Source organism: Streptomyces sp. NPDC002896 (assembly GCF_040295225.1).
Taxonomy (GTDB): domain Bacteria; phylum Actinomycetota; class Actinomycetes; order Streptomycetales; family Streptomycetaceae; genus Streptomyces.
The window spans coordinates 224,703-241,403 of record NZ_JBEOVA010000009.1 but is presented as its reverse complement, the minus strand read 5'-3'; the positions used below and the strand labels follow the sequence as shown (position 1 = coordinate 241,403).

Below are 16,701 nucleotides of genomic sequence, written 5' to 3'. Positions count from 1 at the left end.
TTTTTCCGACGAGTTTCGGTCAGCCTTCTTCGTCGTGGCTCCCACGGGTCTCACCTGCGCAGATGGCCAACACATCGGCTCCGAACCGGTTGAGTTTGCGTACTCCGACCCCAGGGATACGAGCCAATTCGGCCTCCTCGTCGGGTGCGGCCTCGGCGATCGCCATGAGTGTCTTGTCGGTGAAGATGCAGAACGCGGGCTGCCCCAGTTGGCGGGCCTCATCGGCGCGCCAGTTGCGAAGCCGTTCGTAGAGGCCCTCGTCCATGTCCGAGGGGCAGTCCTCACAGCGCATCAGCTTCATTTCGCCCGCGTCGGTGAGGGTGCGGCCGCAAACGCGGCAGCGGGCGGGTGTCCGGGGCTGGCGCCGCGGTCTGGCGGCCGTGGTGCCGATCCTCCTGGAACCGTGCTCGATGCCGCCCGCGCCGACCGGGACACCGGCACCGCGGGTCGCGGTGGTGGATGAGCCCGGTCGCAGGCCGTCGAGGAAGCGGCTGGGGCGCCGGGTCGGGCGGCCGCCGGGCGAGCGGGACAGCGCCCAGGAGAGGAACACATGCTGCCGCGCGCGGGTGACGCCCACGTAGAGGAGGCGTCGCTCCTCCTCTATCTGTTCGTCCGTTTTGGCGTAGGTGATCGGCATCATGCCTTCCGCTACGCCGACGAGGAACACGGCGTCCCATTCGAGGCCCTTTGCGGCGTGCAGGGAGGCGAGGGTGACGCCTTCGACGGTGGGGGCGTGCTGCGCGGCCGCGCGCTCGTCGAGTTCGGCGACGAGGTCCCCGAGGGTGGCTGACGGCTTGGCCCGGGCGAAGTCCTCGGCGAGGCGTACCAGGGCTGCGAGTGACTCCCAGCGTTCTCGGACGGCTCCGGAGCCGGCTGGAGGTTGTGTGGTCCAGCCCTTGGTGGAGAGGACCGCACGCACCTGCGACGGCAGGTCGACGGCGTCGTCGAGGAGTGTGTCGTTGGCGCCGAAGCGGGCGGCTCCGCGCAGGGCGGCGCCTGCTTCGCGTACTTCGGTGCGTTCGAAGAACCGTTCGGCGCCGCGCAGCTGGTAGGGCACGCCTGCGTCCGCGAGCGCCTGCTCGTATGTCTCGGACTGGCCGTTCGTGCGGAAGAGGACTGCGATCTCGCTGGCGGGGACGCCGGAGGCGATGAGGTCGCGGATGCGGTGGGCGGCGCCTTCGGCTTCGGCGGGCTCGTCCACGTACTCGGCGTAGACGGGTTCGGGGCCGGGCTTCCGTTGGGAGACCAGTTCGAGGCGGTGTTCGGCGGCGCGGCCGCGGGCGTGGGACAGCAGGCCGTTGGCGAGGTGGACGATCTGCGGTGAGGAGCGGTAGTCGCGGACGAGTTTGACGACCGTGGCGCCGGGGTGCCGCGTCCGGAAGTTGAGGAGGTGGTCGGGGGTGGCGCCGGTGAAGGAGTAGATGGTCTGGCTTGCGTCGCCGACGACGCACAGGCTGTCGCGGTCGCCGAGCCAGAGTTCCAGGAGGCGCTGCTGGAGGGGGCTGACGTCCTGGTACTCGTCGACGACGAAGTGCTGGTACTGGCTGCGGACGTGGTCGGCGATGTCGTGGCGGTCCTGGAGGATGGCGACGGTCAGCAGCAGTACGTCCTCGAAGTCGATGACGGAGCGCTCGCGCTTGAGGTCCTCGTAGGTGGCGTAGAGCTGTGAGATCTCGGCGGGGTCGCGGGGGACGTCCCGGCCGGCCTTGGCGGCGGCCGCCAGGTAGTCCGAGGGGACGGTCTGGGTGACCTTGGACCATTCGATCTCGGCGGTGACGTCGCGGAGCTCGCCCCGGTCGAGGCGGATGCGGCAGGCGGCCGCGGCGTCGGCGACGAGCTGGATCTTGCGTTCGACGAGCCGTGGTAGCTGTCCGCCGACGGCTTTCGGCCAGAAGTACTGGAGCTGGCGCAGGGCGGCGGAGTGGAAGGTGCGCGCCTGGACTCCGGCGGCGCCGAGCTGGCGGAGGCGGCCGCGCATCTCGCCCGCGGCGCGGTTGGTGAAGGTGACGGCGAGGACGCTGGACGGCTGCAGTATTCCGGCGCGGACGCCGTAGGCGATGCGGTGGGTGATCGCCCGTGTCTTGCCGGTGCCTGCTCCGGCGAGTACGCACACCGGTCCGTGCAGGGCGGTGGCGACCTCGCGCTGCTCGGGGTCGAGCCCGTCGAGTACGGCGTCGGCGCTGTCCGGAACCTGCGGGAAGAGGGTGGAGTGCGTTGCTGGTGTCACCCCGCCATGCTGCCAGGTCGCCGGGGACCCGTGAGCAGGTTGTCCACAGGGGGGCGGTCGCAGTCGTACTAATGCGGCACCTCGACGTGCGATGCGTGCGCTCCACGTCACGTCGTGCGCGACGTGACGCACATGCTGCAGGTGGCGGGAATGGTTGCCCCCGTCACGTACGTTCCTGTCACTGCGACCAAGCATCTGTACGACACGACAAGGGAGCGCGAGCGACATGCAGGGGACTGTGACGATGTACAGCACGACGTGGTGCGGCTACTGCCGTCGGCTGAAGAGCCAGCTGGACCGTGAGGGCATCGCGTACGCCGAGATCAACATCGAGCAGGACCCGCAGTCCGCGGCGTTCGTCGAGAAGGCTAACGGCGGGAACCAGACGGTTCCCACCGTTCAGATCGTTCCGGTCTCCGGTGGCGAGCCGGTCGTCATGACGAACCCGAGCCTCGCGCAGGTGAAGCAGGCGCTCGGCGTCTGAGATCCGTCCGCCGGGCGTCGGCCCGGCCGGAGCTGGACGGTGGCAGGTGTCGGCCCCGCCGGGCTAGACCGTGCTGGGCCTCGTCGGCAGAGGCTTGCCGTACCAGAGCTCGATCAGGCGGGCCGCTATCGAGATCCCGTAGGGGGGCAGGACCTCCCCGGACTCGAAGGCGGCCCGCAGTTCTTCCCGGGAGAACCAGCGAGCCTCGTGGATCTCCTCGCCGTCGACGTTGATCTCGCACGAGGTGGCGCGGGCCATGAAGCCCAGCATGAGGCTGGAGGGGAAGGGCCAGGGCTGGCTTGCGACGTATTCGACCTCGCCGACTGTGACGCCTGCCTCTTCGAGTACCTCGCGGCGTACCGACTGCTCTATCGACTCGCCGGGCTCGACGAAGCCGGCGAGGGTCGAGAAGCGGCCTTCCGGCCAGTGGACCTGGCGGCCGAGCAGGGCGCGGTCCTCGTCGTCGGTGACGAGCATGATCACGGCGGGGTCGGTGCGCGGGTAGTGCTCGGCGCCGCAGGCGGGGCAGCGGCGGATGTGGCCGGCGGCGGCGATGACGGTGCGTTCGCCGCAGCGGGAGCAGAAGCGGTGGAGGCGCTGCCAGTTCTCCAGGGCGACGGCGTGCACCATGAGGCCGGTGTCGCGGGGGGACAGCAGGAGGCCCGCTTCGCGGAGGCCCGCGGGGCGTGCGGACTGGTCCATGCGTCCGGGCAGGGAGTCCTTCTGCAGGGCGAAGTAGCTGACGCCGTCGTCGTCGGTGCCCAGGAAGTAGCGGTGGGCCTCGGTGAGGGGGGCTTCGAAGGACGGTGTGGTGACGAGTTCCGTGGTGCCGTCCGGGGTCTCGTCGATGAGCACCTGGCCGCCGGATACGACGAAGACGCGGGTCGTCGGGTGGCTCCACGCCGCGGCCAGCCATGCCTCGTCGAGGCGGTGGTGGGCGGCGCGGTCGATGCCGCTCGGTGCGGTGAGGGCGAGCGGGCGGTTGCCGGTGCGGTCGGTCCAGGTGGTCACAGGTGCTTCCAACTCCCCCGATGGTTTGGGTGTTGCTGCGCGGCGGTTGAGCAGGAGGGCCGGTGGGCCGGGGTGCGGCGGGCCGTGGGCGTGCGGAAGTGTCCTCCCAGTGTGCCTGGCGTGAGCGGTCGGGCCTGCGCCAGGGGGTACGGGGATCTGCTTCGTCGGTCCGCGGAAGGGTCAGCCCGCATCGCGCCAGTTCTCCGCGAGGTCCGCCCACAGGTATGCGGTGGTCTCGACGCCTTTGAGGAGGAGGTCGAGCTCGACTTTCTCGTTGGGCGCGTGCCAGCCGTCGGAGGGCACGGAGATGCCGAGGAACAGGACGGGTGCGGCGAGCACGTCCTGCAGGTCGGCGGCCGGTCCGGAGCCGCCCTCGCGGGTGAAGAGGATCTCCTGCCCGAACGCGCGGCCCATGGCGCGGGCGAGGGACTGGAGGGCCGGGTGGTCCAGGGGCGTGAGGCACGGGCGCGTGGCGCCGCCGAAGGTGATCTCGTGGCGGATGCCGGCGGGCAGTTGCTCGGCGATCCAGGCGCGTACGGCCTTCTCGATGTGCTCCGGGTCCTGGCCCGCGACCAGCCGGAAGGAGAGCTTGAGCATCGCGGAGGACGGGATGATCGTCTTGCCGCCGGGGCCCTGGTAGCCGCCGCCGATGCCGTTGACCTCGGCGGTGGGGCGTGCCCAGATGCGTTCCAGGGTGGTGTGGCCGGCTTCGCCGTGGGTGGCGTACGACTTGGCGGTGCGCAGCCACTGTTCTTCGTCGAAGGGCAGTTCGGCGAAGAGTTCGCGTTCGCGCGGGGTGAGTTCCTTGATGCCGTCGTAGAAGCCGGGGATCGCCACGCGCGCGTGCTCGTCGTGGAGGGCCGCGACGAGGCGGGCGGCGGCGGTGGCGGGGTTGGGTACGGCGCCGCCGAAGGAACCGGAGTGGATGTCCTGGTCGGGGCCGTGGAGCTGGATCTCGCAGTCGGCGAGGCCTCGCATGCCGGTGCAGACGGTGGGTGTGGTCTCGGACCACATGCCGGTGTCGGAGACGATCACGGCGTCGGCGGCGAGGCGGGCCGCGTGCTCTTCGACGAGGGCGCGGAAGTGCGGGGAGCCGGACTCCTCCTCGCCCTCGATGAGGAGCTTGAGGTGGACGGCGGGGGCGGTGCGGCCGGTGGCGGCGAGGTGGGCGCGTACGCCGAGTGTGTGGAAGAACACCTGTCCCTTGTCGTCGGCCGCCCCGCGCGCGTGGAGGCGGTTTCCGCGGATGACGGGTTCGAAGGGGTCGGTGTCCCAGCCGTCCTCGCGGGCGGCGGGCTGCACGTCGTGGTGGCCGTAGACGAGCACGGTGGGCGCCCCGGCGTCGTCCGACGGCCATTCGGCGAAGACGGCAGGTGCGCCCGGGGTGTCCCAGATCTCGGCGACCGGGAAGCCGGTCTCCTTGAGCTTCGCGGCGAGCCAGTCGGCGCTGCGCCGCACGTCGACGGCGTGGTCGGGCTGGGCCGACACGGACGGGATGCGCAGCCACTCGGCGAGATCGTCGAGGAAGGCCTCACGGTGGTGCTGGACGTACGCGCGGACGGCGCTGACGGCACTGTCAACGGGCTTGCTCATGCTCACGACCTTATCGGCCCACGTGGGCGGGGTGGTCCGGCGGTTCCTCGGGAGCCGCCTCCCGGGGCTCCGCGGGAGGGATCCCGGACGCCGGATCCTGGGACTCCGGCTGCGCGAGGAGGAGGCGTTCCAGCTCGGCCCGGCCGGGAAGACGGTCGGGCCGGACGGTCTCCCCGCTGCGTACGTGGACGAACGCGGCCCGTACGGACTCGAGCGGGACACCGTGCTGCTCGGCCCAGGCCAGGCGGTAGACGGCGAGCTGGAGCGGGTCGCCGACGGCAGAGACCACCGGGCTCGTGCGGCCGGTCTTCCAGTCGATGATCTCGTACGTGGCGTCGTCGCCGTCGCCGTCCCTGTAGACGGCGTCGATGCGGCCGCGGATGACGCGGCCGGCGATCACCAGCTGGACGGGCACTTCGACGCGGTACGGGGTGCGGTGTGCGTACGGGGTGCGCTCGAAGGCCTCCTTGAGCGCCTCCAGGTCGCGTTCGTCGGCGATCTCGGCCTCGCTGCCGGGGAGCTCTTCCGGTTCGAGCATCGGCAGCTGCAGCGCGTCGAAGCGGGTCTCCAGCCAGGCGTGGAAGCGGGTGCCGCGACGCGCGCCGCGGCGGGGCGGGCGGGGCATGGGACGCGCCAGGTCCTGCGCGAAGCCGTCCGGGTCGGCGGCGAGGCGCAGCAGCTGGGATGCGGTGAGCGAAGGCGGCACGGGCACGTCGCTGACGGCTTCGCGGGCACGCAGGAGTTCGCCCGTGAGGGCGTCCAGATCGCGGTCCCAGGAGGCGATGGTGCGGGCTTCCTCGGGGGTGAGGACCTCCGGGGTGAGGCCCGTGGCGTCGCCGTCGGTGGCGGCGGGGTGCGGGCGGCTGTCCGGGGGCGGGGACTGGTGCGGCACGCGCGCGTGGGGGGTGGCCGGGCTGGGGGCGGCGGGACGCCGGCGCGTCCAGGAGTCCCAGTCGGCTGTGTCCTCGTCGGGGAGGTCCCCGGAATAGCTCTCGGGACAGTCCTCGGGGAAGTCCCCGCCCTCGTACGGAGGTTCGTCGTCTTCGGGCGGAGGGGGCCAGTCCGGGTCGTCGTACGCGGCTGCGGCGTCGTACGCCGAGGGGTGCGCCTCGGCGTGGGCACGGGCGGCGTCCGTGGTGCCTGTGCCCGGTGTGGGGTCTGCCGGCCCCTCCAGATGCGCCAGCACCGTCGCGGCAGCCGCGCGGCGGCGGGCCGTTGCCGCCTCGTCCAGCGGGAGCGGCCAGGCGTGGTCGGCGGACGACTGCTGGAGGGCGGGGTTCTCCTCGTCCTCGTCCGGTGCGTCGGCCCATGCTTCGATCTCGCCGTGTCCTGCCGCGCAGTGGTCGTGCAGGGCCTGGAGGAAGTCCGAGGGTCCGCGTGGCTTCTTCTGGGAGGGGCCCCACCAGTGGCCGGAGGCGAGCAGGAGGGAGCGGGGGCGGGTGAACGTGACGTAGCCGAGGCGGAGTTCCTCGGTGCGCTGGTGGTCCTTCATCGCCTCGTGGAAGGCCCGCATGCCCTTGGCGTCCCACGCCGCGATGTCGGGCAGCGTGGCCGCGTCGCCGCGCAGGGCGTGCGGCACGACCTTGCCCTGGGCGGTCCACTTCTCGCGGCCCTGAGTGCTGGGGAAGGTGCCGGTGACCAGGCCGGGGACGGCGACGACGTCCCATTCCAGTCCCTTGGACTTGTGCGCCGTCAGCACCTTGACCGTGTTCTCGCCGCCGGGAAGGGCGTTGTCGAGCCCCTTCTCGTACTGGGCGGCGGTGCGCAGGAAGCCGAGGAACGCGAGCAGGCTGGCCTCGCCCTCGTTGGCCGCGAAGGACGCGGCGATGTCGAGGAAGTTCGACAGCGTCTCCCGGCGGCGGGCGGCCAGCGCGTTGGGCGAGGCGGAGAGCTCGACCTCCAGTCCGGTGACTGCCAGGACGCGGTGCAGGACGTCCATCAGCGGGTCGGACAGGGAGCGGCGCAGGTCGCGCAGTTCGGCGGCGAGGCGCGCGAAACGCACGCGTGCGTCCGCCGAGAAGGGCAGCCCGTCGTCGTCCGCTGCCGCGCCGTCCGCCTCGAAAGGGGTCTCCAGGAACGTGTCGAGGGCGTCGGCGAGCGATATGACCTCGGCAGGGTCGACTCCCTCGACGGCTTCGGCGAGGCGTCGGTCGGGGTCGTCCTCGTCGCCCACGCGTGCGTGCGCGACGAGGAGGCGGGCTCGGCGGCCCAGGAGGGCGAGGTCGCGGGGGCCGATGCGCCAGCGGGGGCCGGTCAGCAGCCGTACGAGGGAGGCGTTGGCGCCCGGGTCCTGGAGGACTTCGCAGACGGCGACGAGGTCGGCGACCTCAGGCAGATGCAGCAGCCCGGACAACCCCACGACCTCGACGGGGATGTCGCGGGCGACCAGCGCCCCCTGGATCTCGGCGAAGTCGGCAGCCGTGCGGCACAGCACGGCGATCTCGCCGGGTGCCTTACCGGTGCGTACGAGATGGGCGACGGAGTCCGCGAGCCAGTCGATCTCCTCGGCGTGGGTGCGCAGCAGGGCGCAGCGCACGACGCCGTCCAGCTCCGCGCCGGGTGCGGGCCGCAGGGCCTCCACGCCCGCGTGCATCGCGCGCAGGGGCTCGGCGAGGCCGTTGGCGAGGTCGAGGAGGCGGCCGCCGCTGCGGCGGTTCTCACTCAGCGCGAAGCGCGTGGCGGGCCGGCCGTCCGTGTGCGGGAAGTGCTCGGGGAAGTCGTCGAGGTTGGCGACGGAGGCACCGCGCCAGCCGTAGATCGCCTGACAGGGGTCGCCGACCGCGGTCACCGGGTGGCCGGTGCCGCCGCCGAACAGGCCCGCAAGGAGGATCCGCTGGGCGACCGACGTGTCCTGGTACTCGTCGAGCAGCACGACCCGGAACTCGTCGCGCAGGATCGCGCCGACCTCTGGCCGGGTACGGGCCAGCGTCGCGGAGAGGGCGATCTGGTCGCCGAAGTCGAGCAGATCGCGGTCGCGCTTGGCCGCCCTGTAGCGCGCCACGAGCTCGGCCAGTTCCCGGCGGGCCTCGGCCGCCTCGGGCACTTTCCGCAGGTCGGCGTTTGTGAGCTTCGCGCGCTGCAGGGTGTTCAGCAGCTCGGTGTCGTACGCCCGCAGCTCCTCGGGGCGTACGAGATGCTCGGCGAGCTCGGCGTCGAGGGCCAGCAGATCGCTGACCAGGTCCGGGAAGGAGCGGGTCAGCGCCGGATAAGGGCCCGGGGCCTCGCGCAGCACGCGCGCGGCGAACTGGAAGCGAGTGGCGTCGGCCAGCAGCCGGGCCGTCGGTTCCAGGCCGATGCGCAGCCCGTGGTCGGTCAGCAGGCGGCCCGCGAAGGCGTGGTACGTGGAGATGACGGGTTCGCCCGGCGGATCGTCCGGGTCGATCGCGTCCGGGTCGGTGACCCCTGCCTTGATCAGCGCTTTCCGTACGCGCTCGGCGAGCTCGCCTGCGGCCTTGTTGGTGAAGGTGAGGCCGAGGACCTGCTCGGGGGCGACCTGGCCGGTGCCGACGAGCCACACCACGCGTGCCGCCATGACGGTCGTCTTGCCGGACCCGGCTCCGGCCACGATCACCTGCGGAGCGGGCGGTGCGGTGATGCACGCCGTCTGCTCCGGGGTGAACGGAATGCCGAGGAGCTCCTTGAGCTGCTCGGGGTCAGTGATACGCGCCGGCACCTCAGAGAGGCTAGCCCCGCCCGCTGACAGCTCAGGCCACATCGGCCGTCACGGCGGGAAGAAGCGCAGGTCAGCACGTGTGGTGTGGTACGTCACTCAGGTGGCGTGCCTGATCGCTTCACCGGGCGCGTCACTCGACCACGTGCCGTCCCTCAGGGCGGGCGCTGCACGACGCGCGGAACGCGCAGTGTGTGCAGTGCTGGCCGGTGGTCGGGGTGAAGCGTTCGTCGAGGACCTTGCCCGCGGCGGTGGCCAGCAGGTCGCCGACCCAGTCGCCGGCGAGCGGCTCCTGGGCCTGGACCTTCGGGAAGCCCTCGCCGCCGTCCTTCCTGGTGGCGCCCTGCCGCAGCTGGACGAGTTCGGCGCCGCCCGGTTCGGGGCGTGCGCCGTCGAAGACCTCGTCGACTGCGCCTTCGCGGACGGCCAGCTGGTAGACGGCGAGCTGCGGGTGGCGGGCCACGTCGGCGCTGCTCACAGGCTGTTTGCCGGTCTTGAAGTCGACGACGTAGGCGCGGCCTTCGGCGTCCTGTTCGACGCGGTCCATGGAGCCCCGGATACGCACTTCGTACGGGCCCGCCTCGAGGGTCACGTCGAAGTCGTGTTCACTCGCGACCGGTTCCCGGGCTCCTCGGTCCGTCACATGCCACTGCAGGAAGCGCTCGAGCGCCACGCGCGCGTGCTCCTTCTCCTGCGCGGACTTCCAGGGGGCGTCGAAGGCGAGCGCGTCCCACACCGAGTCGAGGCGCTCCATGAGCACGGCGAGGTCGGCCGGGGTACGGCCGGAGGCCACCTCGTCGGCCAGGACGTGCACGACGTTGCCGAAGCCCTGGGCGGCGGTCGCGGGCGCGTCGGCCTTCACCTCGCGGCCGAGGAACCACTGCAGGGCGCAGGTGTTGGCGAGCTGGTCGAGGGCGCTTCCGGAGAGCACGACGGGCTTGTCGCGGTCCCGCAGCGGCACCTTGCTCTCCGTGGGTTCGTACATGCCCCACCAGCGGTACGGGTGCGCCGACGGTACGAGGGGCCGACCGTCGGCGTCGGTGAGTGCGGCGAGCCGGGCCAGCCGCCGGGCCGCCGCCTCGCGCAGCGCCTCGGAGACCCGCGGGTCGACGGTGGTGGCGCGCAGCTCGGCGACCAGGGCCGCGACGGACAGCGGGCGGCGCGGGCGGCCGGTGACGTCCTTGGGTTCGACGCCGAGTTCTGTGAGGAAGCGGGAGGGCTGGTCGCCGTCGTCGGCGGGGGCCTTCACTGCGGTGACGACGAGACGCTCACGCGCGCGTGTGGCGGCCACGTAGAACAGCCGCCGCTCCTCGGCCAGGAGGGCGCCGGGGGTGAGCGGCTCGGCCAGGCCGTCGCGTCCGATGCGGTCGGCCTCCAGGAGAGAGCCTCGGCGTCGCAGGTCCGGCCACAAGCCCTCCTGCACGCCCGCGACGACGACGAGGCGCCACTGAAGGCCCTTGGAGCGGTGCGCGGTCATCAGGCGTACGGCGTCGGGCCGTACCGCCCTGCGGGTGAGCGTGTCCGCGGCGATGTCCTGCGCCTCGATCTCCTCGAGGAAGTTGAGGGCGCCGCGGCCGCCGGTGCGCTCCTCGGCGCGGGCGGCCGTCGCGAACAGCGCGCACACCGCGTCGAGGTCGCGGTCCGCGTTGCGCCCGGCGGCACCGCCGCGGCGTGCGGCGCGCTCCAGCCGCTGGGGCCACGGGGTGCCGTCCCACAGCTCCCACAGGGCTTCCTCCGCGGTGCCTCCGCCCGCGAGCAGCTCACGCACCCTGTGCAGGAGCGCGCCCAGTCGCTGGGCGCCGCGCGCGTACGACGCGTCGTGCGCGGCGAGCCGCTCGGGCTCCGCGAGGGCGCGCGCGAGCAGCTCGTCGGAGGGCGGCGGCACGTGGTTGCCGCCGGCCCGCTCCTCCTCCCGCAGGGCGCGGCCCAGGCGGCGCAGATCGGCGGCGTCCATACCGCCCAGGGGCGAGGTGAGGAGGGTGAGCGCGGTCTCGACGTCGAGCCAAAGGGTGCCGGGGGCGCTGAACGCGTCGGCTCCGTTGGGCGCGGACGGCTCCTCCGGCCTGGCGGCTGGGTTGGGCGCGGACGGCTCCTCCGGCCTGGCGGCCGCATCCGCCGTATCGGCGGCATCGGCTGCATCGGCTGCGGACGACTGCCCGGGAGCGTCGGACGCCGCCGACTGCACACGCGCGTCCGATACGCCGGACTCCCCCGACCCACCGGCCGCCTCCGACGCAGGTGACTCCTGCCTGCTGGCGGCATCGGTCGCGCATGACTCCCCAGGAACGTCGGACGCCACCGACTGCGCACGCACGCGCGCGTGCGAAGCTGCCGACTCCTCCGGCCCACCGACTGCATCCGACGCGGGCGCCTGCCCGGGAGCGTCGGAAGCGCGCGGCTCCTCATGCGCGGCGGAGCGCTCGGCTGCGGCCGGGTGCTCGGGCTGCGGCCCGGCAGCGGGCGGCTGCTGAGGCATGCCGGGCTCCCCGGGCGCCAGCGCCGCCGTCGCCACCGCCCTGAGGGCGGTGAGCAGCGGTGCGACGGCCGGTTCGTGGCGGAGCGGGAGGTCGTCGCCGTCGATGTCGAGCGGGACGCCTGCCGAGGTCAGGGCGCGGCGTATCGAGGGGATGGTGCGGGATCCGGCGCGCACCAGGACGGCCATGTCGCTCCAGGGGACGCCGTCCTCCAGGTGTGCGCGGCGCAGGATGTCCGCGATGTTGTCGAGCTCCGTGCCGGGCGTCGGATACGTGTAGACCTCGACCCCGCCGCCGTCCCGCACCGCGGTCAGCTCGCGGTGCGCGCGCACCCTGTCGGCGGGCAGGCGGGTCAGCGGCATGCGCTGGGTGAGCAGCCGGGTGGCCGCCAGCAGTCCGGAACCCGAGCGGCGGGAGGTACGCAGCACCTCCACGGGCGCGGGTGTGCCGTCCGCGCGCCGGAAGTTATCCGGGAAGTCCAGGATGCCGTTCACGTCGGCACCCCGGAACGCGTAGATCGACTGGTCCGGATCTCCGAACGCGACGAGCGTACGGCTGGCCCCCCACACGCCGCCCCCACGCGCGTCGGCACCCCGCACGCCAACCACCGGCGAGTCGGCCCCACGCACGCCGGACCCGTGACGCGCGCGTGCGCCCTCGCCCGAGGACCGCCCTCCGCCGTTCCCGGCAAGCGCGACCAGCAGCCGCACCTGCGCCGGATCGGTGTCCTGGTACTCGTCCACGAAGACCGCGTCATAGCGCCCGGACAGCTCGTCCGCGACCGCGGGCCGCTGGGCGAGCAGCACCGCGCGGTGCACCAGTTCCGCGTAGTCGAGGACGCCCTGCATGTCGAGCACGTCGAGGTACTCGGCGAGGAACGCGGCCGCGGCACCCCAGTCCGGGCGGCCGATGCGCGCGGCGAAGGCCGCCAGCGAGTCCGGCCCCAGGCCGAGCTCGCGGCTGCGGGCCAGCACGGCGCGCACCTCGTCGGCGAAACCGCGCGTCGTCAGGCACGCGCGCAGCTCGTCCGGCCACCGGACGTGGGCCAGGCCCTCCTGCGCGAGGGCGGTCTGGCCGGCCAGCAGCTCGCGCACCGTCACGTCCTGCTCGGGCCCGGAGAGCAGCCGCAGCGGCTCCACGAACATCTCGGCGTCCTGATGGGCCCGTACGAGTGCGTAGCAGAATGAATGGAAGGTGGTGGCCTGCGGGGCGCGTGCGGCTCCGATGCGCAGCGCCATGCGGTCGCGCAGCTCCACGGCCGCCTTGCGGCTGAAGGTCAGGACCAGGATGCGCTCCGGGTCGGTGCCCTTCGCGATCCGCGCGGCGACGGCCTCCACCAGTGTGGTGGTCTTGCCCGTGCCCGGTCCCGCCAGGACGAGCAACGGACCGCCCGGATGGTCAACCACCGCGCGCTGCCGTGCGTCCAGACGAGGGGGATCCACCGGCACCGGCGGGGTACGCACCAGTCGGTACGCACCGCGGGTCCCCTGTCGTACCTGGGGGTGCGACAGGTGCCGGGTGGAAGAAGAGGAGCTCACGTGGTTCGCCGGTCCTGGTTGGTGTGCTGGTTGTCGGGCAGTCGCGCGGGCGGAGCGGCGGCTGCGTTGAGGGCGACGAGCGCGAAGCGCTCTTGGCTGAGGGCGGGGGAAGGTCCCGGCGCCCCCGGCCTCGAAGGTATCGCGGTCATCGGCGGCGCCCCGCTTCCCCCGTACGGGCCACCGGGCCTCCGCGCCGCCCCGGAATGCCGGAAGCTTTCTGGTGTGAACCCGCACGTGTGCCCCGGTTCCCTGTCCCGGGGAGCACCGCGACCCGACGGCCGTGGTGCCGGCGGCTGCGCCCTAGGTGCCTCTCTCGCCGTCCCATCTGGCCCGTCTCATGTCGATACGTGGCAGATGCCCCTCCGCGGAGCCGGCGGCCTCGCGCAGCGGGGTGCCCTCCGTGCGGTAGTGCCCCAGCGCCCGGAGCTCATGGCCGGGGAGCAGGACCCCGTCCGCGCGCACCACGCGCCACCACGGCACGGCGCCTCCGTAGAGCGCCATCACACGGCCGACCTGGCGCGGCCCTCCCTCCGCCAGCCACTCGGCCACGTCGCCGTACGTCATCACGCGGCCCGCCGGGATCAGCTCAGCGACCTCCAGCACCCGCTCCGCGTACTCCGGCAGCTCCCCCGCCGGGGGGCTCTCCTCGCTCATCCGACCCATCCTGCCGCACGCCACCGACACCGCGGCGGAGTCCTGACGGAGCGTGCACATATGAGCACCGAGCGGCAGACGGGGGCGCTTCGGCGGGGCCATGCTCCCCCGCAATGCACCCTGATGCCCACGTCTGTCGGCGGGGCATGCCACCATCGTGCGGGCGGTGTCTGGTGATACGAGATCAGGAAGAGACGACGGAGCAGCAGGGCGTGCACCCCGACGAGACGGCGGGCACCTCTGCGGCTGCCTCGCGCCCGGAGACCGGCCGGGACCCTGACCAGGGCAAAGGCCGGGCCGCCGGCCCGGACCCCACGGATGCCCACGCCGAAGAAGTCGAGGGCGACGAACCGCTGCTCCCCGCGCGCGTGCACCGTCCCTCCGACCTGATGCGGCTGCTCGTCGGCATCCTGGCGATCGTGGTGCTGCTGGCGATCGCCGGGTTCGCGCACGGCACGACGTCGGGGCTCGAGCAGGACATCAACAAGGGCACTGGCCAGGCGCCCGATCTGCTGATCAAGATCGCGGGCCTGGCGTCCAGCATCGCGATCCTCCTCGTGCCGGTCGCCTTCGCGATCGAGCGGTTGATCAAGCGGGACGGGCTGCGCATCGCGGACGGCGTCCTGGCAGCGGTCCTCGCACACGGCGTGACGCTCGCCACCGACCTGTGGGTCGCGAAGGCCGCCCCCGACTCCATCCAGGACGCGCTCACGCAGCCCTCGCCGGGCGACATACACGCGCTCACCGACCCGGTCCACGGCTATCTCGCCCCCGTCATCGCGTACATGACGGCCGTCGGCATGTCCCGCAGACCCCGCTGGCGCGGGGTGCTGTGGGTGGTCGTCGTGCTCGACGCCTTCTCGATGCTGGTCACGGGCTATACGACGGCGTTCTCGATCCTCCTGACGGTGCTGATCGGCTGGACCGTCGCGTACGGCACGCTGTACGCGGTCGGTTCCCCGAACGTCCGGCCGACCGGCCAGACGCTGCTCGCCGGTCTGCGGCACGTCGGGTTCCATCCGGTCAGCGCGGCCCGTGTCGAGGCCCCGGACGCCGCGTCCGAGAACGGCGACCGCGGCCGCCGCTACTTCGTCACGCTGGAGGACGGCCCGCCCCTCGACGTCACGGTGGTCGACCGTGAGCAGCAGGCACAGGGCTTCTTCTACCGCGTCTGGCGCAGGCTGACGCTGCGCGGCATCACGACGCGCAGGAGCCTGCAGTCGCTGCGCCAGGCGCTGGAGCAGGAGGCGCTCCTGGCGTACGCGGCGATCGCGGCCGGCGCCAACGCCCCCCGGCTGATCGCCACGTCCGAGCTCGGCCCGGACGCGGTGATCCTCGTCTACGAGCACCTGGGCGGTCGCACCCTCGACGCGGTGCCGGACGAGGAGATCACCGACGCGCTGCTGCACGACACCTGGCGCCAGGTGAAGGCGCTGCAGTCGCGGCGCATCGCGCACCGGCGGCTCGCGGGCGACGCGATCCTGGTGGACCCTTCCGGCAAGGTGATGCTCACCGATCTGCGCGGCGGCGAGATCGCGGCCGGTGATCTGGTGCTGCGCATGGACATCGCGCAGCTGCTGACCACCCTCGGCCTGCGGGTGGGCGCCGAACGGGCGGTCGCATCCGCGGTCGCCGTGCTGGGTCCGGACGCGGTCGCCGACTGTCTGCCGATGCTGCAGCCGATCGCGCTGACCCGCACCACGCGCGCGACGCTGCGCAGGCTGGCCCGCGAGCGCTCGCAGCGCGAACGCGAGGCTGTGCTGGCGGCAGCCGCGGCGGGCAAGGCGGCAGGCCCGGAGGAGGCGGAGGACGCCGGGGACCGGGTACTGGACAAACGGTCCGGCAACGAGGCCGCCCGAGCCGAGAAGCACGCGGTCCGCGCGGCGAAACGGGCCGAGAAGCGGGCGATCGACGAAGCCCTGGAGGAGGCACGCGAGGAGGATCTGCTCACCCAGATCCGCCACCAGGTGCTGCTCATCAGGCCGCAGGCGCCGGTCGAGCCGGCCCGGCTCGAGCGGATCAGGCCGCGCACACTGGTCAGCTTCATGGCCGGGGCGATCGCTGCGTACTTCCTGCTGTCGCAGCTGACCCACGTCAAGTTCGGCACGCTCTTCGCCGAGGCCGAGTGGGGCTGGGTGGCCGCGGCCGTGCTGTTCTCGGCGCTCAGCTACTTCGCGGCGGCGATGAGCCTGCTCGGTTTCGTGCCGGAGAGAGTGCCGTTCCTGAGGGCCGTGGCGGCGCAGGTCGCCGGGTCGTTCGTGAAGATCGTGGCGCCCGCGGCCGTGGGCGGTGTCGCGCTCAACACGCGCTTCCTGCAGCGCGCCGGGGTGCGGCCGGGGCTCGCGGTGGCGAGTGTCGGCGCCTCCCAGCTGGTGGGCCTCGGAGCCCACATCCTGCTCCTCGGCGCCTTCGGTTATCTGACGGGTACGGAGAAGACGCCTTCGCTGTCGCCGTCCCGCACCGTCATCGCGGGTCTGCTGACGGTCGCCGTGCTGGTGCTGGTCGTGACGTCGATCCCGTTCCTGCGGAAGTTCGTGGTCACGCGCGTGCGGTCGCTGTTCGCGGGTGTCGTGCCGCGCATGCTCGACGTACTGCAGCGGCCGCAGAAGGTGGTCACCGGAATCGGCGGCGTCCTGCTGCTGACCGCGTGCTTCGTGATGTGTCTGGACGCCTCGATCCGGGCCTTCGGCGACGAGTCGATGTCGCTGAGCCTGGCCAGCGTGGCCGTCGTCTTCCTCGCCGGCAACGCGCTGGGCTCGGCGGCGCCGACGCCCGGCGGCGTGGGTGCGGTCGAGGCAACGCTGACGGTGGGTCTGATCGCCGTGGGCCTGCCCCAGGCAGTCGCGGTGCCGGCGGTGCTGCTGTACCGGCTGCTGACGCTGTGGCTGCCGGTCCTTCCGGGCTGGCTGTTCTTCAACCATCTGACGCGCAAGGGCGCGCTCTGAGGCTCCACCGCCTCTCGCGCCCTGCACTGCGGGTCACGGCCGCTCCCGCTTCTCACCCGCACGGCCCGCGCCCCGCGCGCGGCAGGTCCACCGCCGCCGCAGGAT

Annotated in this window: 8 protein-coding genes; 2 read left to right on the top strand and 6 right to left on the bottom strand. The window is 72.8% G+C overall.

Annotation, left to right across the window (positions count from 1 at the left end; all coding sequences use genetic code 11):
• Positions 1 to 19 precede the first annotated feature (19 nt).
• Positions 20 to 2,227: an ATP-dependent DNA helicase UvrD2 gene (locus ABT009_RS18935; RefSeq protein WP_502989910.1), complete on the bottom strand. Its 2,208-nt coding sequence runs from the start codon at positions 2,225 to 2,227 to the stop codon at positions 20 to 22.
• Between the two features lie 226 nt (positions 2,228 to 2,453).
• Here ABT009_RS18935 and ABT009_RS18930 point away from each other — a divergent pair, with 226 nt between their 5' ends.
• Positions 2,454 to 2,711: a mycoredoxin gene (locus ABT009_RS18930; protein WP_351295624.1), complete on the top strand. Its 258-nt coding sequence runs from the start codon at positions 2,454 to 2,456 to the stop codon at positions 2,709 to 2,711.
• 63 nt (positions 2,712 to 2,774) lie between these two features.
• Here ABT009_RS18930 and nudC read toward each other — a convergent pair whose 3' ends face one another.
• The 5 genes from nudC to ABT009_RS18905 form a co-directional block, all read right to left on the bottom strand.
• Positions 2,775 to 3,722: an NAD(+) diphosphatase gene (nudC, locus tag ABT009_RS18925; RefSeq protein WP_351295621.1), complete on the bottom strand. Its 948-nt coding sequence runs from the start codon at positions 3,720 to 3,722 to the stop codon at positions 2,775 to 2,777.
• 180 nt (positions 3,723 to 3,902) lie between these two features.
• Complete coding sequence (locus ABT009_RS18920) at positions 3,903 to 5,315, bottom strand: dipeptidase (protein WP_351295618.1); 1,413 nt, start codon at positions 5,313 to 5,315, stop codon at positions 3,903 to 3,905.
• A 10-nt stretch (positions 5,316 to 5,325) separates the two neighbouring features.
• Positions 5,326 to 8,988 carry an ATP-dependent helicase gene (locus ABT009_RS18915; RefSeq protein WP_351295615.1) on the bottom strand — a complete coding sequence of 1,221 codons (3,663 nt, stop codon included), beginning with the start codon at positions 8,986 to 8,988 and terminating at the stop codon, positions 5,326 to 5,328.
• A gap of 130 nt (positions 8,989 to 9,118) precedes the next feature.
• On the bottom strand, positions 9,119 to 12,997 hold the full coding sequence (locus ABT009_RS18910; protein ID WP_351295612.1) for an ATP-dependent helicase: 3,879 nt from the start codon (positions 12,995 to 12,997) through the stop codon (positions 9,119 to 9,121).
• A gap of 300 nt (positions 12,998 to 13,297) precedes the next feature.
• Positions 13,298 to 13,660 carry an MGMT family protein gene (locus ABT009_RS18905; RefSeq protein WP_351296013.1) on the bottom strand — a complete coding sequence of 121 codons (363 nt, stop codon included), beginning with the start codon at positions 13,658 to 13,660 and terminating at the stop codon, positions 13,298 to 13,300.
• 164 nt (positions 13,661 to 13,824) lie between these two features.
• Between ABT009_RS18905 and ABT009_RS18900 the strand changes: the two genes are divergently transcribed.
• Positions 13,825 to 16,596, top strand: a complete 2,772-nt coding sequence (locus ABT009_RS18900) for a lysylphosphatidylglycerol synthase transmembrane domain-containing protein (RefSeq protein ID WP_351295609.1) — start codon at positions 13,825 to 13,827, stop codon at positions 16,594 to 16,596.
• Positions 16,597 to 16,701 lie beyond the last annotated feature (105 nt).

What these genes read in the sequence shown, in the direction of transcription:
- ABT009_RS18930 (WP_351295624.1), top strand. Translation starts at nt 2,454, where the DNA reads ATGCAGGGGACTGTGACGATGTACAGCACGACGTGGTGCGGCTACTGC.
- ABT009_RS18920 (WP_351295618.1), bottom strand. Translation starts at nt 5,315, where the DNA reads ATGAGCAAGCCCGTTGACAGTGCCGTCAGCGCCGTCCGCGCGTACGTC.
- ABT009_RS18905 (WP_351296013.1), bottom strand. Translation starts at nt 13,660, where the DNA reads ATGGGTCGGATGAGCGAGGAGAGCCCCCCGGCGGGGGAGCTGCCGGAG.